Genomic DNA, 22820 nt, shown 5'->3' with positions numbered 1-22820 from the left:
GCAAGATGGTTATCCGCTGCGGAGCGGGAAGGCGGGCGGCGCGTTGCCCTCCGCCTTTCGGCGCGTGAGTGCGGCGCTTGGCGGTTACTGCCGCAGTTCCGTGTTCTTGGCGCCTTCCTCGACCTGGTCGATGACCAGGAGCTTGACCGGGCCATCGCCAATATTGGTGGCCTGATGCCACTGCCCGATCATTTCGATGATGAAATCGCCGGTCTTATAGGTGTTGCTGTTGCCGGACTCGACATTGGTGACCTTCAGCGTCCCGGCCTCGACATAGGCATAGCGCGGGAAGGGGTGCCGGTGCACCGGCAAGGTCGCGCCCACCGCGATGTCAAAGGTCGACACCAGCACCTGCACGCTCTTCTGCGGCAGCGTGATCGGCTGGCCGGAAGCGGTGGTGGTGCGCGATGCGAGCGGGGTGACGACGACAGGCGTGCTGCTGCTGTCGAGTGCCAGAGCGCAATTCGCGTAAAGCGCGGCGCCGGCCAGCAGCGACGAGACCAGGATTTTGCGCATGAGTCCTCCCTGAACCGACGCATCTATCGCGCGGCGGACAACCGCGCGCAAGCGGGAGCGGCGCGACATCGCGATGAATTGGCTCCTTCGACCCACCAGCCGAAGTCCTCCCTCATGCAAATCGTAGGGAAATCGACTTCGGCCCTCGTAGTCAGGAATGAAGCCGACATTCGAAGTGAGGCTCACCGCCTTGATTTTTTTGCTTGTGCGCCATCGGCGGAAACGCGCGCTGGCGGAGCTCTGCTCGTGTCCCTTTTAGTGCGGGATCAAACATCACTCCGCTTCATTTAATTGATGGATGAAGCCTTATATGCGCAGATGCTAATGCACGCAGGCGCGCAACCTACTCCCTATGTTTCGCAGAGGCTCGCTGGCTTGGGTGGCCCAATATGACCAAGACGACACTGATTGCTATCGCTGTCCTTGCCATCAGCATCGGCTATGCCGAGGCCAAGGACAAGGACCGGCCGGTTTGCACCGCGTCGAGCCCACTCTTCAAAGTTCTCGGTAACAAATGTTTCCTCGTCAAGGGTTCGATGATCTATGGCGACATTGCCGAGCTTTCCCGGATAGTCCGCTTGGGCTGGTAGCCAGGGCAGCGGCAAGCTTTGCCATCCTCTTTGCCCTTGTGGTCGAGCATCGCTCGACCACAACGCAAGCCAGCTCCCTTTCGGAAGTGCTTGACGATTTGAGGTGATGGCGCCGGCGAACTCGCCTTCGTGGAAAAGTTCGATTGCCAGTTTGATCTGATTTGACGCGACCGCTTTGTGCGTCATTCGCAGGAGCTTGCCAAGCGAGCATGGTTTTCCACCGTTAACTCTTTGGATCGAGTTTTCTTGCTGGCGCTTCGGTGACTCGTTTATTAGAGACCCCTTATGGAGAGACGGCACGCAATCCGAAGGGTCAGTGATGGGCTGTGGGAGGTCTACGACATAGACAACGACAAGGTTGTGCGCGTGGGTGGAGTGCCCTTGACAAACTTGTTGGATGAAGACGCGCTCGACGCGTTGGACCTGATAAGGGATGGCTTCCTGACCCTTGGTCAGCCCAAGAGGACAAAGGCGTAAGCAAGGTGCCGGTTCAGGGCGACTGGTCGGGCGACGGAAGTTGCAATCCCAGGTGCAGACGCTGGTTCACAGCGAAAGCGACGGCATCGGACTCACGTTCGAAGGCTCTAGAATAGGTGTGGCCATCCGCTGTTACGATCGTAACAACCCACTCCGCGAGCGAGCGGAGCGCATCCAATTGGCCGGCGGGCCTAATCCTTCCCTCCGAGACCGCGCTGTCGCATTTGCCCGCGAAAAGGGTGAAGTACGAACGCGCGAGCTGACTGAGATCGGAATTCCCCGATGCTACCTAGCTCGGATGTGTGACGAGAGGCTGCTATCGCGCCACAGATCCCCAGGCGGCACGACCCGATCTTGGCTAAGCCGCAGTTTGCGAAGAGGGAAACGGTGACGTTGCTAGCGATAATCGCCCCGCACGACCCGATCGCCTTCCGGACGCAGTGTTCGACTTGCTCCGCCTCTTTTGCGGGCGGGGGGCAAAGAAGGAAAATCTCGAACCTCTTGGGGTGGAGGACGCCGAAGTCCCGGGCTTTGATGCGCGACCGCTCATGCTGTCAGCGTCAGAGCTTGCAAATCACGTCACTTTACACAAAACTTGACCATCGAGGCCAGTCATCCTGTGGATGTCGGTTTAGTTAATTCAAAATGAATGAGGAGGGTAGGCGATGTTTGCAGTCATACGCGCTCATTTTACAGCCACTCCAGTGAGCGACGTCTGGTCCGACGCCGAAATGCGGAACTGGCTTGACCCTACAATACCTTACAGCGTCGCCCACTATTGGTCCCAAACATCTTTCTCGCAAATCGATTTAAGTTATCAACTGTTGCCGATACTTCAGCTTGCTGACCCACGCAATGACCCGAATTTCGGCATGACGGCCCGGCAAAGGCTTGTGAATGCTGTCCTCGCCGGGGCCACTAACGAGTGGGACCCAGATTGGTCCACTTTCGCCCACGTCGTTATCTGGTTTCCTGCCGCGATAGATCTTCACGGTGGCGGCAGCTATAGCGTCAAACGCAAGGACGGCACCGGCGAACGAAGCATCGTCGTTGCGGTCGTCAACAAGGGGGCGCGGTTCGACACGATCTGTCAGGAGTTTGGACACAATTTCGGATTTCAGCATGAACGAAATCAAGCGGGAGGCGAATACGGCAGTCCCTATTCCACGATGAGTTCCTCTGTATTCCCCGACAACGCCTTCGAGCGCCCTGCCTCTCCACAGCTTCCGGCAGGTCTTGCGCCTTTCGACGGCAGCCCTCCGCCTACGACGGATGTCATGCGTATAGCCGGTCCGTATGTTACTCCATTGCAGTTCTTCGTGAATCGGACCGGAGACTTCGTGCATGCCGATTCGGTTGAAGAGCTCCCGGCCACATTCCAAGATGCCCATATCAATGTATACCTCCGAGCGCTCGATGTAGGAGTAACGTCTTGGCCAACACGCCGTAAGGTCTTGGCAGTCGTTCCGCCCGCATACGGGGACGCAAATGGATATGGAATCGAAATTCGCAGACCGCGCGAGTACGACCAAGGTCTCAACGAGACTCCAGCACCCGGTATTTCAGGTGTCGCAGGCGCCGTGATTCATTCTTTTGATCCTTCCACCAAACTCATTACCTATGTTGGTTGCATACCGTTTGCTGGCCTTGAAGGTGATCGAGACTATCGGATCGGAAATTTGGTCATCCGACTCAACAATTTCAACGACGACTCCGATTTTGTAGGCGTTACTGTTGGTGGGACCAAATTGGGCGAAGCCGCGATTCAGTTCGCACCGGCGCAGATGTCGTCAACCGTTACCTACACGACAGATTGGGAGTGGGTGTATGCAACTCCGTGCAGAATGTTTCCTGAAAACTCATACGCCCAGCGCAGCCACCTAAAATCCACCAAAGTCGTCCTGGCTGCTCTCTCTCAGGGGTATGAAGCGCCGGGATACGTTTGGACAATTAATGACGTGGCAGTTGACCCTGAGCAGATCAGTATGGAAGTTTCGGTCAATGTGCGGTCCGGCGATCCAGGTCTAGGCAGGCAGTTTCGAAGTGAAAGCATCACCGTAAAGTATCGAATTATAGATAACCGCCTGGAGTTCGAATCCGATGCGCCGTATTCGGAGTTCAGCCTGAGTGTGTCTGCAACGGTGAGCGAAACGCTAACCGCCGCTGCCGCGTCCACGCCCGCTCGCTCCGTATCAACAGACGTTACATTCCAGAACGCAGAGATTGAATGGTCGCTGTCATACCTCGAAAAAATGGTGCAGTGCTGGCGCGAGCACATCTACCAGTGGACCCCCGAGGACATGTTCGGCATTCCCACGGGCAACGGTGCCGTTGCCGTCAAAATACGCCAGTTCAAACAGCTCCACGACCACCTACTGGGGACGAATCCTGAACTCGCGGAAACTCTCACGAGAGAAGTCCTAAAACTGGGAAATATTACTAGGGATGATCTTTTTGCCCAGCCTGGCCCCTAAGAGTCCGACTCGAAACTCATGTATGGCGTGCCAGGCGCCGGATGAGGAGCATGGTTGAGGCGGCGTAGAGGAAGGCTTCGGCGGAGGCGATGATGCCTTCGAAATCCTTGGCCAGCCGTCGGCTGCGGTTGATCCAGGCGAAGAAGCGCTCGACCACCCATCGCCCGGCAAGACCTGGAAGCCGATCTGGCCGGCGATCTTCGTGACGATCTCAATGGCGTTCGGCGTGGCGTCCTTGACCCTTTGGGCGTTCTCCACAGTCCAGCCTCTACCCGCCAGAAAAGCTTTCAGGTAGAGCTCGATTGCGAAGCCTAGAACGTTGTGGAAGGCGAAAAAGGTCGCGTTCGTCCTGCCCTCGGATAATCCAGTATGCGGGTCTAGAATGCGAGCCGCCTTTGCGTGCCCCCAGGCGGCGCGTAGGAAACTGGACGCAGACGTGTTTTTCAGTTTTCTAGCCATCGTTCGTTAGTCGCTCCAGCGGACTTTACTTCCCTGGATATGTCGCGTGTCTGCCGCAAACTGTAGTTGCGCGGCAACCGCTCTGGGATCAACTACTGCGGAGACTGTCGCGATTAATGCCTCGCTTGGAGGCACGCATTCTGACGGGCTCGGGATCGAAGTAGCCGGAGGGATATCGAAGGTCGTAGTCCGAATTGATCTCAGTTAGGTCCGAATTGATCTCAGTTAGCCGATTTGCGAGTGGTCGCATCAACTGATGAGCCACAGCCAGACCGTTCCGTTCGCATTCGGAGTAGATCGCTCGGACATCATGACCTAGCGGCTTCTTGCCCAAAGCTTTCTTCGGCGTCCCCTTGGCGACTAGATATGATTTGAGAACAAGCTCAACCGAATGAGCAAGTAGGAAATAGGTCGGAAAGCGGAGGTCTCGCTCATCCCGCTCTGAAACGACCGGAAAAGCCCGAAAGTAGGCCTTCCCCCGCGTTAACATCTCCCCTGCGAAAATCCCCAGGCGCTCCGGCATCTCCCACAGGCGATCGGATGCCTGTCTAAGGCCAGTGCTTGTCACGTTACGCTGTCCAAGCGAAGCTCGATTCTGCAGACATGCTGTAGAACGGACGTTTTCGGGTGATTTTCAGAAATTTGCAAAGCCTTGGAAAATTTGGCTCCCCGGGCCAGAGCCTTTAAAAAGAATATGATTATTAATTTCAATTAGTTAGCTGGTAGACGCGGCGCGATTTGTATAGCAAAATGTTTAGCGAATTCCCGATGCCTAGCGGGCCAGAGTTCGGGATTTGAAACCGGTTGCAAATCGTATGAACCTCCTCGTACCTGCTGGCCTGCCGGATTGGAAGTGGCCCCGAATGCCCGTCTACAACGGCTTCACTCACGAAGAGCGGGTTCGCGGCGGCCAACTCATACGCCACTTCATCGCCAAAGGCTGGTTGGCAAGGCCCGAGCGATGCTCGATCTCGGGCTCCACAGACAACCTCCAAATGCACTGCGAGAAATACTATGCGCCGTGGGCTCCGATCCCGATCAGCCAACCAATTCACATGGCCTTGCATCGCCGTTTCCGGCAGCCTGGCCCGTGGAACCGAATAAAGTAGCGCAGCCGACAAAGGCTCAGCTTCAGCCTGACGGTACATTCATCGGCACTAAAGCACTGCTTGTGAAGCTAGCGGCAGAGGCAGTCCTGCAGATCGGATGGAGACTTGACAACGCGGACGAACAGGCTGGCCTCGTCGCCTTTACCACCGGCGTGACCTGGGGATCATGGAGCGGAGTTTCAGGCACCGTCTACATTGAGGATTTGGGCAACAACCGTTTCCGGCCTGTCGGGTCGGCAAAGCAGAACGTGCGAGGCGGCGCCATGCTATCCCTAAACCTGTTTAATGAACCAGAGAGCAAGGTAGAGCGGATCATTGAAGCGATGCGCTCCCTGGCCAATAACGAATGGAATTAGGAGGGACACCCCATGGTCGATATTGCTGTGGCGGAACTCAGTTCGTTCGATCACGCCCGAACGTTTCAGCGGGTCGACCTGGCCGGCTACCTTGCCACGAAGACATTGCTCGCAATGCATTTATGGACCGGGCAATAATCTGTGTCGGTCGTCGGCACGCCTGCGCCAGTAGCCACCTCGCCAGCACCGCATTGCTTCTGCCCGCTGACATAGAGGTCGTAGCGCGTCAGGCTGAGGTTGAATATGGAGCGGTAGCGAATGACGGTGGTGCCGTCCTGCTTCAGTAGTGCCTGAACTTCGGCGCAACTCAGGCCGGCGATATCCCTGCGCTCTTGTGCTTGAGCCTGCACCACGAGGAAGAGTAACGGAATTGCAATCGCGATCGGCTTCATGGCGCCCCACCAGCGTTTTCGCCCGACCGTTGGTGTAGACTTGACCAACCGATATGAAAAGCCCTTTGGCCTCGCCAAAGGACGACATGCGTCTGAACGAGCTCCTGGACAGCGCTATGAGCCTAATTAGCGCACTGGATCTCATGGAGGCCGATTGCGATCTGGAGGACACGTGTCATTCGCAAAAGCTTTCCCAAAGGCGGGAAGGGGTTCGGCGTTTTTTTGGAAAACGGCATCTGGATGTTGCCCCCAACGTTGCCCGGGACAAACTATCCCACAATCAATGGAATGCGAATATTCAGCTAAGTGTTTGAAAATGTTTGGCTCCCCGGGCCGGATTCGAACCAGCGACCAACCGGTTAACAGCCGGTTGCTCTACCACTGAGCTACCGGGGAACGGATGCTCTTCAGCAAGTGGCGCAGCCTATAGCAAACACCTTTCGGCTTTGCAAAGAAGCATTTCGCTTTTTTCCGAGACTTTTTCGCGCGGCGGTTTCTCGCAATCGCTGGCGGCCGTCCTCATATTAGCCGTCTTGGCGATGGGCGCGGAACCGAAAGGGCGGTCGCGGCTTTCGTAAACAGGCTTTTTAGACCGACCAGACGGGCAGCCATTGGCGATGACGGCAGCAGACGAAAACCGGATACCGGCACGAAAGATCTCGATTTTCGGGCGTGAGTTCACCATGCCGCAGTCGCGTGGCCTCAGAATCACGATCGGCATTCTTTTGACCATCGGCGGCATACTCGGCTTTCTGCCGATTCTCGGCTTCTGGATGGTTCCGATCGGATTGCTGGTGCTCTCCTATGAATTCGCCATGGTGCGGCGCCACCGGCGCCGCTTGGTCGTCTGGTGGGAGCGGCGGCGACGGCCGGATGGAACGACGGGCACCAAGCCGGGCCTTTGACCGCGCCATCCTTCCGCACGTTATGCCGTTGTTCGGGTTTCGGATTTTTGCGAATCGGCTTCTCGGTCCGCACGTCTCTCCAAGTCCTCGCTGATTTCCCTGAGAACGACTGCAGCCGAGGCGAGACGCGCACGGTCGCGCGGCGAAAGCCTGGTGGTGCCATCGATCGCAAGGCAGTCGATGGCATGGCGCAGCAACGCCTCGCATCCGGATCGCGACAAGCCATCCCAGGCGTTCGTTTCGGTGCTCGGGCTTGCCGGCCGCATGGCGCAGTCCTCCTCGCTTCTCAACGCTGGCGCGGGCGTGGAGTTTCACGTGATCTCCTGCTATACTTAATGATCGTCTAATATGCGTGGTGGCCCACCGCGGCCACGACGCTCGATGTGGAGGGTCGGATTCTTGCAGAGGAAACCGCGCGGAATGCGTGGTGGCCGCTTGACGCCATTTTCGCCGCAACCTATTGGAACCGGGTGGAACGCCGGGAGCAACGAGGCCTCGTGGCGGAGTGGTTACGCAGAGGACTGCAAATCCTTGCACCCCGGTTCGATTCCGGGCGAGGCCTCCAATACCCGGGCTCCCGCGCGCTCAGCGCCGGAGCCTGACGTTCTCATCGAAATGAACCGCGGTTCTGGCGCGGCAAGCGGATTGGTTGGAACATGAGCGCTGATTTCTCCGAGCTTCGCGTCAAGATGGTCGACGGTCAGGTGCGCACCACCGACGTGACCAGCGCCCCGCTGCTGGAAGCCATGCTTACCGTGCCGCGCGAGGTTTTCGTCGGCGACCGCCAGCGTGATCTCGCCTATATCGACGAGGACATCCGCATTGCCGACGGCGCCGATGGCGCTCGCTATCTGATGGAAGCATCGCCGCTGGCCAAGCTGATGCAATTGGCCGAGATCAATGCGACCGATTCGGCGCTCGATGTCGGCTGTGGCACCGGCTACGCCTCGGCCATCCTGTCGCGACTGGCGAGGTCGGTCGTGGCGCTCGAAAGCGATTCGGCGCTGGCGCAAACCGCGACATCGACCCTTTCCGGCCTTGGCTACGGCAATGTGACCGTGGTCCAGGGCGCGCTGGCGCAGGGCCATGCGGCCAAGGCACCCTATGACGTCATCTTCATCGGCGGCAGTGTCGAGAAAGTGCCGGCGCCGTTGCTCGATCAGCTCGCCGAAGGCGGCCGACTCGTCGCGGTCGAAGGGCGAGGCAATTCCGGCGTGGCGCGACTTTTTTTCAAGGCTGGGGGGGTTGTAACCGGGAGAAGGGCATTTAATGCGGCAATTAAGCCACTACCGGGATTCGAACGTGAGCATGCTTTTGAATTCTGAATGATTTAGCCTTGCAGCAAAGGCTTTGTCATGGTCGCTTACATTTGAACAATCGTTGCTGATCCCAGACTGGGGGCACTTTGGGACCGAGCGACAGGGAATGAGACACGCCACTCCGGCTGCTCTAACGAGAAGCTGGAGCGGCGTAGTTCCCATGGAAAACGAATGAGGGATATACCCGTGCCGTCTGTATCCAAGACCCTTTTTGCCGCCGTCCTCGTCTCCGCGACCGCGCTGTCCCCACTAGCCGCCTCGGCGGAAACCATCACCGGCGCGCTCGCCAAGGCCTATCAATACAATTCCACGCTGAATTCATCCCGCGCCGGTGTGCGCGTCACAGACGAAGGCGTGGCCATTGCCAAATCGACCGGGCGTCCGACGATCACGGGATCGGCCTCGATCGACTACACAAACACGCGCCTGGCAAATGGCGGCGGCAACTCGAAGCTGACGTCCGGTAGCTACGGCATTCAGATCAACCAGTCGCTGTTTGACGGCTTTCAGACGAAAAACAACGTGGCGGCGGCGGAATCCCAGGTGAAGGCGTCGGTGGAGAGCCTGCGCAACACCGAGGAAAACACGCTGTTCAGCGCGGCCACGGCCTATATGGACGTGATCCGGGACCGGCAGATCGCGGTGCTGACCGAGCAGAACCTGCAGTTCCTGACCGAGCAGGCGCGTGCGGCAAGGTCACGTTTCGAAGTTGGCGAAGGTACCCGCACCGACGTCGCGCAGGCCGATGCGTCGCGCGCCTCGGCGGTGGCGTCGCTGAGTGCCGCACGCGCGCAGGCGCTGGCCAGTGCTGCAACCTATCACCAGGTGGTCGGCGACGAGCCGGGCAAGCTCAAGCCCGCTGCGCCATTGGCCAAACTCTTGCCGTCGAGCCTCGACGCGGCGATTGCGATCGGGGCGAATGAACATCCGGCCATTCTCGCTACGCAGCACCTGGTCGACGCGGCGGCGTTTTCGGTGAAGTCGGCGGAAGGCGCGCTGTTGCCGCAACTGTCGGCGTCGGCCGGCGTCTCGGAGAACTATCGCAATGCCATCCCCGACCTCTCCGGTTCCAACGGAAATTCGACCTCGGCCAATATCGGCGCGACACTGACCATTCCGATCTATTCGGGCGGTCGGACCCCGGCGCTCGTGCGCCAGAGCAAGGAATCGCTTGGCCAGGCCCGTATCCAGGTCGATGTCAGCCGTGACCAGGTTCGCCAGGCGGTTGCCACCGCATGGTCGCAATACACCGCCGCGCAGCAGAGCGTCTCGGCCAACAGGCAGGTGATCGATGCCGCGCAACTGGCGCTGAACGGCGTCATCGAAGAGCGCAATGTCGGCCAGCGCACCACGCTCGACGTGCTCAACGCACAGGCTGCCGTCATCACGGCCAAGATCAACCAGGCCAATTCCGAACATGACGTGGTCGTGGCAAGCTACGCCATCCTGTCGGCAATGGGGCGCCTGTCGGTTGACCGGCTTGCCTTGCAGGTCACCAAGTACAAGCCCGAAGAGCACTACAACGCCGTCAAGGACAAGTGGTTCGGCCTGCGCACGCCGGACGGCCGCTAAACGCCGGCGGCTCGACTTGCGTCGAGCCGCCCGAGCGCAACCTTGCTTGAAAACCGGTTCCGCTTCGGTTCGCGCCTGTCTTTTCGCATTGGCGCGATTGCGAAGGGAGCGCGCTATGCGCTTTTCCCGGGAAGCCGATTTCACACTTTTCCCGGAATTGCCTCTAATCTGTTGAAATCCCACATGTCCCCAGATTGGGGATTCTCGTGCGGCGATCCGTCGGTTACGCTGTCGCCATGATTCGAATCCGGCTTCTGCCGGAGCGGAAGACTAACAGGTCACAAGGGCGGCGGATGTGACGATGGCCACGGCAAGCAGCGCACAGCGCGAACCTTCCATGGAAGAGATACTGGCTTCCATCAGGAGGATCATCGAGGACAGCGACAACGGCCGCAAGCAGCCGGGTGAGCCCGAAGAGTTGCGGCAGGATCTGGAGCCTTCGCCGGACGAAGCTCCGGCCGCTGATGTGAATGCGTTTCGCGCGGAGTTGCATGCCGCCCCCGAGGTCAAGAAGCCGGTCGTGCTCGCGGAAGTCCAGGCGCCTTCGCCCGAGCCGGTGATCGCGCGGATGGATGCGCCGACGCGTGCCGATCCCGTGGCGGCCAAGCCGTCGATGACGCTTGCCGAGGTCAGCGCCAGGATCGCCGCCGAGCAGGCGCCGCCCGCCACGGCCGGAGCGCCGATGGTCTCGCAGGCTGAGGCCCCGCAGGCCAGCGCGACAAGCGATGCGATCGTTGCCGATTGGCGGCGCGAGATCGCGTCCGTCGGAGAGCAGGCGAAAGCAATACCGGACAGGAGCATCCGCAAGCCGGTCGCTCAGCCCGAGGCGCCGGCGAGCGAGCCGGTGGCGGAGGCGGCATTCGAACGGCCTTCTTCAAGCGAAGCTCCGGCAGGCGCCGCTCAGGCGCGTGCGGCGGCAAGCGAAGCGCCTGCGGCGCGCCCTGCAATTCTTTCCGAACACACAGGCCGGCAGGTCGCCGCGGCCTTCGGCGAGCTGTCCGATGCCTTTGCCAGCCGCAGCAAGAAGACATTCGACGAGATGGCCGAGGAGATGCTGCGGCCGATGCTGCAGGACTGGCTGGACAATAATCTGCCGACGCTGGTCGAGCGCCTGGTGCGCGAGGAAATTGAACGTGTGGCGCGCGGGGCGCAATAATCTTCTCCAACGATCGCGCGCGAAACGCCGCCCATGAGGCGGCGTTTTTGTCGATGAGGTCAGCCCGCGCTGATCGTGAAGCAGATGAGATTGCCGTCGGGATCCTTGACGATGAACGTGCGGGCGCCCCAGGGTTCGGTCCGCAATGTCTGGTGGAACGGTGCTGTGGCCGCCTGATACTCAAGAAACAGAGCCTTGATGTTGTCGACAACGATCGTCGCCGCCAGTAGGTCATCGGCCGAGTTGGCGGCGAGTGGAGGCTTGTCGACATGGCGCAGGTTGAGTCGTGCGCCATCGCGGATGATTTGGGCGTAGAAGGGCGGCTCGCCATAGGTGAAGCGCGTCTCGAAGCCGAGCTTTTGCCGGTAGAAATTGCAGGCCGCTGCGATGTCGCAGACAAAGAGCTGTGGCTCGGCAAAGGCGAGATGCGGTTTTGCGGCGTCTGTTGCTGCATGATCGGTCACGGTTTGAAGGCCTTCCTTCAGCGCCTGCCAGCTCTCGAAACCTGATTTCCTGGCGACGAGTTCCTGGGCATCGGCAAGCTTGAAGCCGTGATCGAGGATCTGGCTGTCGCTGAGATGGTGAAAACGCGGCAAGAGCCATCCAATCACAGCGGCGACGGGATAGTACCGCTCGCGGTGCCATTTGAGATAGAGCTTGGCCTGTTTCTTGTGGTGTTCGAGGGTCGGCATGGGCGCATTGCGGGGTTGAGGTGGCGTAGGCGGGCAATGCCCCTCCGGCCGGAAGCCGATGCGCCCTACTGCAGCGTGGGCACGGTATGGCTACGACGCCCGGCGGTCAAGCTGCGAGTGCCTCGCGCCACGACCCTCCGTTGAAATGAGCGCGGGCACGCCTATTTGCTTCTCATGCACCGAGGCGGCCCTTGCGGTTGACTTGGCCAAGACCTTCCGATTTACACCGAACCAGCAAAAATCCCGACAGCGCGGACCGTTTCCCCATGCTTGAAAAGACCTACGACGCAAAGACCGTCGAGCCGAAGATCGCCAAAGTGTGGGAAGAGGCGGACGCCTTCCGCGCCGGCGCCGGGGCGGAGGAGGGGGCCGAAGCCTTCACCATCGTCATTCCCCCGCCCAACGTCACCGGCTCGCTGCATATGGGCCATGCGCTCAACAACACGCTGCAGGACATTCTGGTGCGCTTCGAGCGCATGCGCGGCAAGAACGTGCTGTGGCAGCCGGGCATGGACCATGCGGGCATCGCCACGCAGATGGTGGTCGAGCGGCAGCTGATGGAGAAGCAGATCCATCGCCGCGACCTGACGCGCGAGCAGTTCATCGAGAAAGTGTGGGAGTGGAAGGCCGAATCCGGCGGTACCATCTTCAATCAGCTGAAGCGGCTCGGCGCCTCGGCCGACTGGTCGCGCGAGCGCTTCACCATGGATGAAGGCCTGTCCAAGGCCGTGCTCGAAGTCTTTGTCACGCTCTACAAGGAAGGGCTGATCTACAAGGACAAGCGCCTCGTGAACTGGGATCCGAGACTTTTGACCGCGATCTCCGACCTCGAGGTCGAGCAGCATGAGGTCAACGGCAATCTCTGGCACTTCCGCTATCCCCTGGAGGGCGAGACCTTCGACCCGGAAAATCCGAAAACCTTCATTACGGTGGCGACCACGCGCCCGGAAACGATGCTGGGCGATACGGCGGTGGCGGTGCATCCGGATGACGAACGGTACCGGCATCTGGTCGGCAAGAACGTCGTGCTGCCGATCGTGGGCCGTAAGATACCTGTTGTGGCGGACGAGTATTCCGATCCCGAAAAGGGTTCGGGCGCGGTCAAGATTACGCCGGCGCATGATTTCAACGACTTCGAGGTCGGCAAGCGCCACAAGCTGCCGGCGATCAACATCCTGACTGTCGAAGCCGCCATCAAGTTGAAGGACAATGAAGATTTCCTCGCCGGCCTCGATGCAACGCCGGAGCGGCAGGCCGTCTGGGACGAGCTTGACGGGCTCGACCGTTTCGTCGCACGCAAGAAGATCGTCGAGCTGATGGAAGAAGGCGGCTTCCTGGAAAAGGTCGAGCCGCATCGCCATGCCGTGCCGCATGGCGACCGCGGCGGCGTGCCGATCGAGCCGTTCCTGACCGAGCAGTGGTATGCCAACGCGGCCGAGCTCGCCAAGCCGGCGATCGCCTCGGTGCGCGAAGGCCGCACCAACTTCGTGCCGAAGAACTGGGAGAAAACCTATTTCGACTGGATGGAGAACATCCAGCCCTGGTGCATCTCGCGCCAGCTGTGGTGGGGCCACCAGATCCCGGCCTGGTATGGGCCGGATGGGCGCGTCTTCGTCGAGAAGACCGAGGAAGAGGCGCTGAGCGCGGCGATCGAATATTATCTGGCGCTCGAAGGCCCGTGGAAGGCCTGGGTCGAGGACAGGCTGGAAAACTTCCAGCCGGGCGAGATCCTGACCCGTGACGAGGACGTGCTCGACACCTGGTTCTCCTCGGCCCTGTGGCCGTTCTCGACTTTGGGATGGCCGGACCAGACGCCTGAGCTGAAGACGTACTACCAGACCGACGTGCTGGTGACCGGCTTCGACATCATCTTTTTCTGGGTGGCCCGCATGATGATGATGGGCCTGCATTTCATGGACGAGGAGCCGTTCCACACCGTCTATGTGCACGCGCTGGTGCGCGACAAGAACGGCGCCAAGATGTCGAAGTCGAAAGGCAACGTCATCGACCCGCTCGATTTGATCGACGAGTATGGCGCTGACGCGTTACGCTTCACCTTGACGGTGATGGCGGCGCAAGGCCGCGACGTGAAGCTCGACCCGGCGCGCATCGCCGGCTATCGCAATTTCGGCACCAAGCTGTGGAACGCGACGCGCTTCGCCGAGATGAACGAGGTCGCCCGCAATGACGATTTCTGGCTGAACGACGCCAAGCTGGCGGTCAACCGCTGGATCCTGACCGAGCTGACGCGGGCCGCGCGGCAGATCACGGACGGCATCACCTCCTACCGCTTCAACGAGGCGGCCGGTGCTGCCTACCGTTTCGTCTGGAACCTGTTCTGCGACTGGTATCTGGAACTCTTGAAGCCGGTGTTCATGGGCACTGACGAGGCGGCCAAGGCCGAAAGCCGCGCCTGCGTCGCCTTCGTGCTCGACGAAATCTACAAGCTGCTGCATCCGATGATGCCGTTCATGACGGAAGAGCTGTGGGCGCAGACGGCGGGCGAGGGCAAGGAACGCGAGTCGCTGCTTTGCCACGCTGCCTGGCCGTCGCCCGACTTCGAGGATGACGAGGCCGCCGCCGACATCAACTGGCTGGTCGACCTTGTCTCCGGCATCCGCTCGGTGCGCTCGGAGATGAATGTGCCGCCGGCGGCGATCGCGCCTCTGGTCGTGGTCGGCGCCAATGGTGTGACACGCGAGCGGCTGGTTCGCCAGGACTCGGCGATCAAGCGGCTGGCACGCGTCGGCGACATCTCGTTGGCTGATGCGGCGCCCAAGGGCTCGGCGCAGATCGTGCTTAACGAAGCAACGATCTGCCTGCCGCTCGGCAGCCTGATCGATCTCGCCGCCGAGGCTGCCCGGCTGCAGAAGGAGCTGGCCAAGGTCACCGAGGAAATCGCGCGCCTGCACAAGAAGCTGTCGAATGAACGCTTCGTTGCCAGCGCGCCGGCCGAGATCGTCGAGGCCGAGCGCGAAAAGCTCGCCGAATACCGCGACGCGCAGGACAAGCTTGCGGTGGCGCTGACCAGGGTCCGCGATGCCGGTTGAGGAGAGATTCGCTGGACTTTAGTCTTCTCTAAAATGACGATCTTTTTTGCCTCGAAAGTAGGCATTCCGTAACGTTAATGTTGACGTAAACGGAAGTTTTAGCCCCATTGTTGCCATAATGTAACAATGGGGCCGAAAGCCCCCGAAAATGGCTGTTTTTGAGCCTTTTGGGGCGAATTTTCCTCATTCTCCGGTCGGTTAAGTACGCGTCTGGCCGTTTTTCGGCCTTGCGGTGCCTGCCTCCATTTTGTCGGAAATCCGTTTGGCAAGCATGTACATGTACGCCCCAGGAATTCGTTGTTGCGCCGTTAACCTGAATTGGTTCTAGCTTGATGCACTCGAATTCGGGGAGGACATTTATGACTATTCTGCGACTGAAGGCGCTGCTGGGGGCGGGGTGCTTTTCGCTGGCTTTGATCGGAACCGTGGCCACTCCGGCGCATGCCGGTGGTCTCGAGCGCGGTTGGTACGATATCGACCTGCTTTTCGATCCGGCACAGATCACAGGTGAAGCCGGTGCCACCTACGTGATGCCGCAGCGCGACCTTAAAAACGCAAAGGATACCGACCCTCTCGATGGTACTCTTTCTGGTCCGAAGTTTTCCAGTTCAGCCCGTGACACCGAAAGCTACTGGGTGCCCAACGCTGGCATCAAGATCGGTATGGGCCCGATTGATTGCTTGGGCGACTATTCGCAGCCCATCGGCGCCTCCAGCAATCCTGGTGCGAACTGGGCGGGTGCACAAAGCAATGTTGACACGCAGGTAAGGAGTAAAGCCTTTGGTGCGACCTGCTCGTACAAGATGGATCTCGGCAAGGGCCAGTTTCGTTTCATCGGCGGCGTGTTCCATGAGGATGTTTCGGGCTACAAGGAGCAACTGGTTGTTCCGCTTCCTTCACCCCTTTTGGGCACCGGCATCGGTCGCCTTGATCTAGAGGGCGATGGTTGGGGTTGGCGCGCCGGTGTCGCTTACGAGATCCCGGATATCGCGCTGCGTGCAAGCCTGGTCTACAATTCGGCGGTCAAGCTCGACAATTTGAGCGGAACGCTCGATCTGACTCAAGTTCCTGGATTTATTAACCCGTTAAACCCACTTCTTGGGCGCGTGACGGATGTCTACGGGTCTTCGCAGGTTCCAGATTCTGTTGAACTCAAGCTTCAGTCGGGCATAGCGCCCGGCTGGCTGGCTTTTGGATCTATCAAGTGGGTGAATTGGAGCGATCTGCAAAGCATTCCGTTCTGCCCGACCGTGACCCAGGGGCTTGTTGCTTGCACGACAACCAGCCCTGTACGCGCCACCTCGCTTGATCTGCTCTATCGCGACGGTTGGACGGTTTCCGGCGGTATCGGCCATAAGTTCAATGACCAGTGGAGCGGCGCCGCCGTTCTGACCTGGGATCGCGGTACGACGACCGGCCTGAGCGCCCAGACCGACACCTGGACCCTTAGCGGCGGTGTGGCCTACACGCCAACTCAGAACGTGGAGCTTCGCTTCGGCGGCGCTGTGGGCGTGATGACCAGCGGATCGATACATTCCGTCCTCGGCAATGATGGTGTCACTTACGGCACCGACTACACCGCCGACTTTGGCAACGACCTTGTCACGGCACTTTCGACTTCCTTGAAGGTTAAGTGGTAACCCACTGAAACTGAACATAAAAGGCCGGGCATTGCCCGGCCTTTTTCGTTTGGGCCGGCATCGTCGGCGCTCCCGGTATCCAAGCGGCGTTGCATATAAGCCGCACTGCAGTCGCCTCGTGCGTTTGTGACGTTTTGGCAACACTTTCTGAACAACCCCTGCGCTAGAAGTCAGGCCGGGGAAATTGCCCATTTCCCGCCATAAACCCGGCGCACCTCGAACCTGTCTCGGGACACGCGCCAAAAGGCTCGGCGATGCGGCAGGCCGCACCGCCCGCGGCAAGGATGAGAATGGACGCCAAGGTCATTTCAAAGGCTAAGCTCCCTAGCCGCCATGTGACTGTCGGTCCGGCGCGTGCGCCGCACCGGTCCTATCTCTATGCCATGGGGCTTTCCGCCGCCGAGATCGCGCAGCCGCTGGTCGGCGTCGCCTCCTGCTGGAACGAAGCCGCGCCCTGCAACATCTCGCTGATGCGCCAGGCGCAGGTGGTCAAGAAGGGTGTCGCCGCCGCCAACGGCACACCGCGCGAATTCTGCACCATCACCGTCACCGACGGCATCGCCATGGGCCACCAGGGCATGAAGTCGTCGCTGGTGTCGCGCGAGGTCATCGCCGATTCGGTCGAGCTCACGATGCGTGGCCATTGCTACGATGCGCTGGTCGGCCTCGCCGGCTGCGACAAGTCGCTGCCCGGCATGATGATGGCCATGGTGCGGCTCAACGTGCCGTCGATCTTCATCTATGGCGGTTCGATCCTGCCCGGCAGCTATCGCGGCCGTCAGATTACCGTGCAGGACGTGTTCGAGGCGGTCGGCCAGCACTCCGTCGGCACGATCGGCGACGCCGAGCTGCTCGAGATCGAGCAGGCGGCCTGTCCGTCGGCCGGCTCCTGCGGCGCCCAGTTCACCGCCAACACCATGGCAACCGTCGCCGAGGCGATCGGTCTGGCGCTGCCCTATTCCTGCGGCGCGCCGGCGCCTTACGAAATGCGCGACCGCTTCAATTTCGCCTCCGGCGAAAAGATCATGGAGCTGATCGCCAAAAACATCCGGCCGCGCGACATCATCACGCTGAAGGCGCTGGAGAACGCGGCGACCGTGGTTTCCGCCACCGGCGGTTCGACCAATGCGGCGCTGCATCTGCCGGCGATCGCGCATGAGGCGGGCATCAAATTCGATCTCTTCGATGTCGCAAGGATTTTCGAGAAGACGCCCTACATCGCCGACCTCAAGCCTGGCGGCAAATATGTCGCAAAGGACATGTTCGAGGCCGGCGGCATTCCGCTGTTGATGAAGACGCTGCTCGACCACGGCTATCTGCATGGCGATTGCCTGACGGTGACTGGCCGCACTTTGGCCGAAAACATGGAGCACGTTGCCTGGAATGAACACCAGGATGTGGTCCGCCCGGCCAACAGACCAATTACCCAAACCGGCGGTGTCGTGGGCTTGAAGGGAAACCTTGCCCCCGAAGGCGCGATCGTGAAAGTCGCGGGCATGACGGAGTTGAAATTCTCCGGCCCGGCGCGCTGCTTCGATTCGGAAGAGGAATGTTTCGAGGCGGTGACGCAACGCAACTACAGGGAAGGCGAGGTTCTCGTCATTCGCTACGAAGGGCCGCGCGGTGGTCCCGGCATGCGCGAGATGCTGTCGACGACGGCAGCGCTCTACGGCCAGGGCATGGGCGGCAAGGTGGCGCTGATCACCGACGGCCGCTTCTCGGGCGCGACGCGCGGCTTCTGCATCGGCCATGTCGGGCCGGAAGCGGCGGTGGGCGGCCCGATCGGCCTCATCCGGGATGGCGACGTGATTTCGATCGACGCCGTGAACGGCACGATCGAAGTGGCGCTGTCGGATAGCGAACTGGCGGCGCGGGCCAAGACATGGAAGGCGCGCACGACCGACTATCAGTCGGGCGCGATATGGAAATACGCACAGACGGTCGGGTCTGCCAGGGATGGCGCGGTCACCCATCCGGGTGGTGCGAAAGAAACACACTGCTATGCGGATATCTGAGTTGTTGAGGTCGTCTGTCCTTCCGGCACTGGTCGCTGCGGCGATCTTTGGCGCCGTCGGCCAGGCTTTGGCCTTCGACGACAAGGTGTTCGACGACAAGACCGGCGTGAAGCCACAGTCGAGCCCCTGGGCAGTGTTCCAATTCGGCTTCTCCGCCTACAAGAACGGCCACAAGGAACAGGCCGCCGAAGCCTATAAATACGCGGCCGAAAACGGCCAGATCGGCGCCACATGGAAGCTTGCCCGCATGTATGCAGAGGGCGACGGCGTGGCGCGCGACGATTATGAGGCGTTCAAGTTCTTCTCCGAGATCGTCGACCAGGACGTCGAGCCCGGCTCGCCTGAGGAAAGCTACGTTTCCGACGCGCTGGTGGCGCTCGGCGATTATCTGCGCAAGGGCATTCCCGGCAGCCCGGTCACCGAGAACGAGGTGGCGGCCCAGGAATATTACATGCGTGCCGCCGCCAACTACCGCAATCCGAACGCCCAGTTCGAGATGGGGCAGATGTTCCTGAAGGGCGAGGGCGGCGTGAAGGCCAGCGTCAAGCAGGCCGGGCGCTGGTTCCAACTCGCCGCCGCGAAGGGCCATGCGGGCGCGCAGGCGACGCTTGGCCATCTCCTGTTCCAGAGCGGCAAGATCGTTCGCGGCCTGGCGATGATGACCGCCGCGCTCGAACGCGCGTCGCCGACGGATCAGCCCTGGATCCGCGGCATGCAGGAAGAGGCTTTTGCCGCCGCCGGCGAAGCCGACCGGCGCACGGCGATTTCGCTGGCCGATGACATCCTGACCAAAGGCACCACCAACGCCGACCAGTAAGGTCGCCTGCCGCTCTCCTCCAAGAGGGGGAGATCAGCTAGTCAGAAAAATCAATTCTCGGTTGGCTCCGTCGGCACCATGCTGGGCGCGGGCGTCGAGATCGGCATGACGTGCGGGTGCGGCGCCATCGTGTTTCCGGGGCAGCTGTCGCCGATCTTCGTCCAGGATGTGTTGTTGAGCACCATCTCGCAGCGCGCCAGATGGCTCTGGTCGGCAACCGTCAGGCAAGCGACCTGACCGACCGGATAGGATTTTCCATTGGCCAGACATTCCGGGGCGGCAAAAGCCGGCACCATGGCGGCCGTGGCAAATGCCAAGCCGATCGGACAAGCAACAAATCGAGTGGTCATGGGAACCCCAGCCGCCATGATGATTTTCCATCATGCGCCTGATTTGTGGCGATACAAGGTCGGGGCGATTCGCCGGCAGAAGGGTCCCGGTCAGGCCGGCTGCAAGGCGAGATCGATCGCCACCGGCACGTGATCGGACGGCTTTTCCCAGGCGCGCACATGTTTTTCGATCGAGGCCGACGAGAAGCGGTTGGCGGCCTCCGGCGACAGCAGCAGATGGTCGATGCGGATGCCGTTGTTCTTCTGCCAGGCGCCGGCCTGATAATCCCAGAAGGTGTAGGTGTCGGGGGCATCGGTGACCGCGCGCACCGCTTCGGTGAAACCGAGGTTGAGCAGCCGGCGAAAGGCCTGCCGCGTCTGCGGCTGGAACAGCGCGTCACCCAGCCAGTTCTCCGGAAAACGCGCGTCGATCGGCTCGGGAATGACGTTGTAGTCGCCGGCCAGCACCAGCGCCTCTTCCAGCTTCAGCCGCTCTTCGGCCCAGCGCTCCAGCCGCGCCATCCAGTTCAGCTTGTAGGGGAATTTCTTCTCGTCATCGATCGGATTGCCGTTCGGCAGATAGAGAGAGGCGACCCGCAGCGCGCCCTTGTCGGTCGAGAACACACCTTCGATGAAGCGCGCCTGCTCATCGGTGTCGTCGCCCGGAAGGCCTCTGATGACTTCGTCAAAGCGCAGCTTCGACAGCAGCGCGACGCCGTTGAAACCCTTCTGGCCATTGGTTTCGACATTGTAGCCCAGCGCCTCGATCTCGGCGCGCGGGAACTGCTCGTCGACCGTCTTGATCTCCTGCAGGCAGACAATGTCGGGCGCGCTCTCGGTCAGCCAATGGGTCAGATTGCCGATGCGGGCGCGAACGCCGTTGATGTTCCAGGTGACGATTTTCATGACGGTCTTATTCTTCCTGCGGCGGATGGCGTTCGACGAGGCCGATCGTATTGCCTGCCGGGTCCTTTAGGAAGGCCATCCACTCGCTTTCCCCCGGCGGTCCGAAGGTGCCTTCGGTATCGCGATGCACGAGCGCCGGCGGCGCGGTGAAGGGGACGCCCGCGGCTTTCGCCTCGGCGTGGAAGGCTTCGAGGCCGGTCATATCGAGATAAACGGTGCCGGCCGGTATGCCGTCGGTGAACAGCATCCTCACATCGCCGGCCATGATGAAGGCGATGCCCGGCGGATCGTAACGGGCATGAACGCCCATGCCGAGCACATCGCGCCAGAAGACCAGCGTCGAATCGAGATTGCGTCCGGCCGACAGCGCGACCTGACGGACCGCGCCGATGGCAGGCATGCCGTTAGATGGAGAAGCTCGTGCCGCAGCCGCAGGAGGCGACCGCGTTCGGATTGCGGATCTGGAAGGACTGCCCCATCAGATCGTCGACGAAATCGATCACCGAGCCGCCCATATAGACCAGCGACAAATCGTCGATCAGCACCGTGGCGCCGTCCTTCTCGATGGCGACATCGTCGTCGTTGCGCGTGTCGACCAGGTCGAATTTGTAGGAGAATCCGGAGCAGCCGCCGCCTTCGACGGAAACGCGCAGCGCCGTCTTGCCGGCCTCGCCAGAGACAATCTCGGCGATCCGCCTGGCGGCGGCCTCGGTCATGTCGACTTTCATGGCAGTCTTGGCATCAGCGCCCATGGGCGTCACCTTGCTTTCGGTTTCACATGATAGGTATGAAGCGCAAAGGGCCAAGTCAACTGCGGCAGCATCAGCCATGACCAATGAGTTGGGCGACATCGGGTTCGGCTATCGGCCGCGCGCGGCCTATGCCACCGATCCGGCGCTCTCGCGCGGACGGCTGTTCGACGAGGTCGAGAGCCCGACCCGCACGCCGTTCCAACGCGACCGCGACCGCATCATCCACTCGACGGCGTTCCGGCGGCTCAAGCACAAGACGCAGGTCTTCATCGCCCACGAAGGTGATCACTACCGCACAAGGCTGACCCATTCGATCGAGGTGGCGCAGATCGCGCGGGCGGTGGCGCGGGCACTGCGCGGCGACGAGGATCTCGCCGAGGCGGTGGCGCTGGTGCATGATTTCGGCCACACGCCCTTCGGCCATACGGGCGAGGACGCGCTGAACGACAAGATGGCGGCCTGGGGCGGCTTCGACCACAACGCCCAGTCGCTGCGCATCGTGACGCGGCTGGAGGCGCGCTACGCCGAATTCGACGGGCTGAATCTGACCTGGGAGACGCTGGAGGGACTGGTCAAGCATAATGGCCCACTGACGGACGCCAGCGGCAAAGGCTTGAAGGGGCCGGTACCGCAGGCGATACGTGATTATTCGCAGATGCAGGATCTCGAACTCGATCGCTTCGCCGGCATCGAGGCGCAATGCGCCGCGATCGCCGACGACATCGCCTATAACACGCATGACATCGACGACGGGCTGCGGGCAGGGCTGCTGACGCTCGACATGCTGAAAACCGTCTCGCTGCCGGGAAAGATCCTGGAAGGCGTACGCCAACGTTACCCCAGGCTCGATGACGTGCGCACCGGCCACGAACTGATGCGGCGGCAGATCACCGCCATGGTCGAGGATGTCATCGTTTCGGCGACCGCAAATCTGGAACGCGTCGGGCCGCGTAGCGCCGACGCGGTGAGGGCGGCGGGCGAGACGATGGTGACCTTTTCCGCCGAGATGGCCGCGGCCGAGAAGGAACTGAAGGCCTTTCTCTACAAGCATCTCTACCGGCACGAGGAGGTGATGCGGGTGCGCGCCGGCGCCGAGCAGATCGTCAGGGACCTGTTCGACGTCTATTTCGCCGACCCGCGCGCCATGCCCGACGGTTGGCGCGAGGGGCTGGACCGGGCCGAGGATCGCATCAAGGCGCGCAGCGTCGCCGATTTCCTGGCAGGGATGACCGACACCTATGCGCTCAAGGAACACAGGCGTTTGTTTGACCGCACCCCGGATTTGAGCTAGGGC

Annotated in this window: 20 protein-coding genes, 2 tRNA genes and 1 pseudogene; 14 read left to right on the top strand and 9 right to left on the bottom strand. The window is 60.9% G+C overall.

Going from position 1 to position 22820, the window contains the following annotated elements; translation table 11 throughout:
* Positions 1-84: 84 nt before the first annotated feature.
* A complete protein-coding gene (locus MAFF_RS05650; protein WP_010909919.1) occupies positions 85-516 on the bottom strand; it encodes a cupin domain-containing protein in 432 nt (143 codons plus the stop codon).
* A 389-nt stretch (positions 517-905) separates the two neighbouring features.
* Here MAFF_RS05650 and MAFF_RS05645 point away from each other — a divergent pair, with 389 nt between their 5' ends.
* Together MAFF_RS05645 and MAFF_RS39010 are read left to right on the top strand one after the other, a co-directional pair.
* Entirely contained in the window at positions 906-1106 is a 201-nt protein-coding gene (locus MAFF_RS05645) for a hypothetical protein (protein WP_010909918.1), read from the top strand.
* A 1142-nt stretch (positions 1107-2248) separates the two neighbouring features.
* Positions 2249-4057 (top strand): hypothetical protein, encoded by a 1809-nt coding sequence (locus tag MAFF_RS39010; RefSeq protein WP_010909916.1) that lies wholly within the window; start codon positions 2249-2251, stop codon positions 4055-4057.
* A gap of 16 nt (positions 4058-4073) precedes the next feature.
* On the opposite strand, the pseudogene MAFF_RS40410 reads toward MAFF_RS39010, so the two are convergent.
* Positions 4074-4243, bottom strand: a pseudogene (locus MAFF_RS40410) (IS5/IS1182 family transposase); the annotation flags it as partial.
* Positions 4244-5606: 1363 nt separating this feature from the next.
* Here MAFF_RS40410 and MAFF_RS05615 point away from each other — a divergent pair.
* A complete protein-coding gene (locus MAFF_RS05615; RefSeq protein ID WP_044547828.1) occupies positions 5607-5981 on the top strand; it encodes a hypothetical protein in 375 nt (124 codons plus the stop codon).
* Positions 5982-6067: 86 nt separating this feature from the next.
* On the opposite strand, the gene MAFF_RS05610 is transcribed toward MAFF_RS05615, so the two are convergent.
* Positions 6068-6373: a hypothetical protein gene (locus tag MAFF_RS05610; protein ID WP_010909914.1), complete on the bottom strand. Its 306-nt coding sequence runs from the start codon at positions 6371-6373 to the stop codon at positions 6068-6070.
* Between the two features lie 321 nt (positions 6374-6694).
* Positions 6695-6769, bottom strand: a tRNA-Asn gene (locus MAFF_RS05600).
* 221 nt (positions 6770-6990) lie between these two features.
* Between MAFF_RS05600 and MAFF_RS05595 the strand changes: the two genes are divergently transcribed.
* The 6 genes from MAFF_RS05595 to MAFF_RS05575 all read left to right on the top strand — a co-directional run bounded on the left by MAFF_RS05595 (position 6991) and on the right by MAFF_RS05575 (position 11325).
* Positions 6991-7278 (top strand): hypothetical protein, encoded by a 288-nt coding sequence (locus MAFF_RS05595; RefSeq protein WP_010909912.1) that lies wholly within the window; start codon positions 6991-6993, stop codon positions 7276-7278.
* A 153-nt stretch (positions 7279-7431) separates the two neighbouring features.
* A complete protein-coding gene (locus MAFF_RS37470; protein WP_010909911.1) occupies positions 7432-7614 on the top strand; it encodes a hypothetical protein in 183 nt (60 codons plus the stop codon).
* Between the two features lie 155 nt (positions 7615-7769).
* A tRNA-Cys gene (locus MAFF_RS05590) sits at positions 7770-7843 on the top strand.
* Positions 7844-7934: 91 nt separating this feature from the next.
* Positions 7935-8603 carry a protein-L-isoaspartate O-methyltransferase family protein gene (locus MAFF_RS05585; protein ID WP_010909910.1) on the top strand — a complete coding sequence of 223 codons (669 nt, stop codon included), beginning with the start codon at positions 7935-7937 and terminating at the stop codon, positions 8601-8603.
* A gap of 165 nt (positions 8604-8768) precedes the next feature.
* The gene (locus MAFF_RS05580) at positions 8769-10169 is read left to right on the top strand and encodes a TolC family outer membrane protein (protein ID WP_010909909.1); all 1401 of its coding nucleotides are present in this window, start codon (positions 8769-8771) and stop codon (positions 10167-10169) included.
* A 301-nt stretch (positions 10170-10470) separates the two neighbouring features.
* Complete coding sequence (locus tag MAFF_RS05575; RefSeq protein WP_032930558.1) at positions 10471-11325, top strand: PopZ family protein; 855 nt, start codon at positions 10471-10473, stop codon at positions 11323-11325.
* A 59-nt stretch (positions 11326-11384) separates the two neighbouring features.
* Here MAFF_RS05575 and MAFF_RS05570 read toward each other — a convergent pair whose 3' ends face one another.
* Complete coding sequence (locus MAFF_RS05570) at positions 11385-12017, bottom strand: bleomycin resistance protein (RefSeq protein ID WP_010909907.1); 633 nt, start codon at positions 12015-12017, stop codon at positions 11385-11387.
* 266 nt (positions 12018-12283) lie between these two features.
* Between MAFF_RS05570 and MAFF_RS05565 the strand changes: the two genes are divergently transcribed.
* The 4 genes from MAFF_RS05565 to MAFF_RS05550 all read left to right on the top strand — a co-directional run bounded on the left by MAFF_RS05565 (position 12284) and on the right by MAFF_RS05550 (position 19539).
* Positions 12284-15067: a valine--tRNA ligase gene (locus MAFF_RS05565; RefSeq protein ID WP_010909906.1), complete on the top strand. Its 2784-nt coding sequence runs from the start codon at positions 12284-12286 to the stop codon at positions 15065-15067.
* Positions 15068-15426: 359 nt separating this feature from the next.
* Positions 15427-16707 (top strand): OmpP1/FadL family transporter, encoded by a 1281-nt coding sequence (locus tag MAFF_RS05560; RefSeq protein WP_044547821.1) that lies wholly within the window; start codon positions 15427-15429, stop codon positions 16705-16707.
* A 290-nt stretch (positions 16708-16997) separates the two neighbouring features.
* Positions 16998-18722: a dihydroxy-acid dehydratase gene (ilvD, locus tag MAFF_RS05555; protein WP_044547819.1), complete on the top strand. Its 1725-nt coding sequence runs from the start codon at positions 16998-17000 to the stop codon at positions 18720-18722.
* Positions 18709-19539, top strand: coding sequence for a tetratricopeptide repeat protein (locus MAFF_RS05550; protein WP_010909903.1), 831 nt, complete (start codon positions 18709-18711; stop codon positions 19537-19539). The genes ilvD and MAFF_RS05550 overlap by 14 nt, the downstream gene beginning before the upstream one ends.
* Positions 19540-19589: 50 nt before the next feature.
* Here the strand turns inward: MAFF_RS05550 and MAFF_RS05545 are convergent, their stop codons facing one another.
* The 4 genes from MAFF_RS05545 to erpA all read right to left on the bottom strand — a co-directional run bounded on the left by MAFF_RS05545 (position 19590) and on the right by erpA (position 21526).
* The gene (locus MAFF_RS05545; RefSeq protein ID WP_010909902.1) at positions 19590-19907 is read right to left on the bottom strand and encodes a hypothetical protein; all 318 of its coding nucleotides are present in this window, start codon (positions 19905-19907) and stop codon (positions 19590-19592) included.
* Between the two features lie 72 nt (positions 19908-19979).
* Entirely contained in the window at positions 19980-20774 is a 795-nt protein-coding gene (xth, locus tag MAFF_RS05540) for an exodeoxyribonuclease III (RefSeq protein WP_010909901.1), read from the bottom strand.
* Between the two features lie 7 nt (positions 20775-20781).
* Complete coding sequence (locus MAFF_RS05535) at positions 20782-21174, bottom strand: VOC family protein (RefSeq protein WP_010909900.1); 393 nt, start codon at positions 21172-21174, stop codon at positions 20782-20784.
* 4 nt (positions 21175-21178) lie between these two features.
* A complete protein-coding gene (gene erpA, locus MAFF_RS05530; RefSeq protein WP_010909899.1) occupies positions 21179-21526 on the bottom strand; it encodes an iron-sulfur cluster insertion protein ErpA in 348 nt (115 codons plus the stop codon).
* Positions 21527-21602: 76 nt separating this feature from the next.
* Between erpA and MAFF_RS05525 the strand changes: the two genes are divergently transcribed.
* Complete coding sequence (locus tag MAFF_RS05525) at positions 21603-22817, top strand: deoxyguanosinetriphosphate triphosphohydrolase (protein WP_010909898.1); 1215 nt, start codon at positions 21603-21605, stop codon at positions 22815-22817.
* Positions 22818-22820: the final 3 nt, after the last annotated feature.

Origin of the sequence: Mesorhizobium japonicum MAFF 303099 (assembly GCF_000009625.1) — a bacterium.
GTDB lineage: Bacteria > Pseudomonadota > Alphaproteobacteria > Rhizobiales > Rhizobiaceae > Mesorhizobium > Mesorhizobium japonicum.
This window is presented reverse-complemented; position numbering and strand designations above follow the sequence as displayed.

Bases quoted from the DNA above. Each gene is read 5' to 3' on its own strand.
- MAFF_RS05650 (WP_010909919.1), bottom strand. From the start codon at position 516: ATGCGCAAAATCCTGGTCTCGTCGCTGCTGGCCGGCGCCGCGCTTTAC.
- MAFF_RS05645 (WP_010909918.1), top strand. From the start codon at position 906: ATGACCAAGACGACACTGATTGCTATCGCTGTCCTTGCCATCAGCATC.
- MAFF_RS39010 (WP_010909916.1), top strand. From the start codon at position 2,249: ATGTTTGCAGTCATACGCGCTCATTTTACAGCCACTCCAGTGAGCGAC.
- MAFF_RS05610 (WP_010909914.1), bottom strand. From the start codon at position 6,373: ATGAAGCCGATCGCGATTGCAATTCCGTTACTCTTCCTCGTGGTGCAG.
- MAFF_RS05595 (WP_010909912.1), top strand. From the start codon at position 6,991: ATGACGGCAGCAGACGAAAACCGGATACCGGCACGAAAGATCTCGATT.
- MAFF_RS05585 (WP_010909910.1), top strand. From the start codon at position 7,935: ATGAGCGCTGATTTCTCCGAGCTTCGCGTCAAGATGGTCGACGGTCAG.
- MAFF_RS05580 (WP_010909909.1), top strand. From the start codon at position 8,769: ATGAGGGATATACCCGTGCCGTCTGTATCCAAGACCCTTTTTGCCGCC.
- MAFF_RS05575 (WP_032930558.1), top strand. From the start codon at position 10,471: ATGGCCACGGCAAGCAGCGCACAGCGCGAACCTTCCATGGAAGAGATA.
- MAFF_RS05570 (WP_010909907.1), bottom strand. From the start codon at position 12,017: ATGCCGACCCTCGAACACCACAAGAAACAGGCCAAGCTCTATCTCAAA.
- MAFF_RS05565 (WP_010909906.1), top strand. From the start codon at position 12,284: ATGCTTGAAAAGACCTACGACGCAAAGACCGTCGAGCCGAAGATCGCC.
- MAFF_RS05560 (WP_044547821.1), top strand. From the start codon at position 15,427: ATGACTATTCTGCGACTGAAGGCGCTGCTGGGGGCGGGGTGCTTTTCG.
- ilvD (WP_044547819.1), top strand. From the start codon at position 16,998: ATGGACGCCAAGGTCATTTCAAAGGCTAAGCTCCCTAGCCGCCATGTG.
- MAFF_RS05550 (WP_010909903.1), top strand. From the start codon at position 18,709: ATGCGGATATCTGAGTTGTTGAGGTCGTCTGTCCTTCCGGCACTGGTC.
- MAFF_RS05545 (WP_010909902.1), bottom strand. From the start codon at position 19,907: ATGGCGGCTGGGGTTCCCATGACCACTCGATTTGTTGCTTGTCCGATC.
- xth (WP_010909901.1), bottom strand. From the start codon at position 20,774: ATGAAAATCGTCACCTGGAACATCAACGGCGTTCGCGCCCGCATCGGC.
- MAFF_RS05535 (WP_010909900.1), bottom strand. From the start codon at position 21,174: ATGCCTGCCATCGGCGCGGTCCGTCAGGTCGCGCTGTCGGCCGGACGC.
- erpA (WP_010909899.1), bottom strand. From the start codon at position 21,526: ATGGGCGCTGATGCCAAGACTGCCATGAAAGTCGACATGACCGAGGCC.
- MAFF_RS05525 (WP_010909898.1), top strand. From the start codon at position 21,603: ATGACCAATGAGTTGGGCGACATCGGGTTCGGCTATCGGCCGCGCGCG.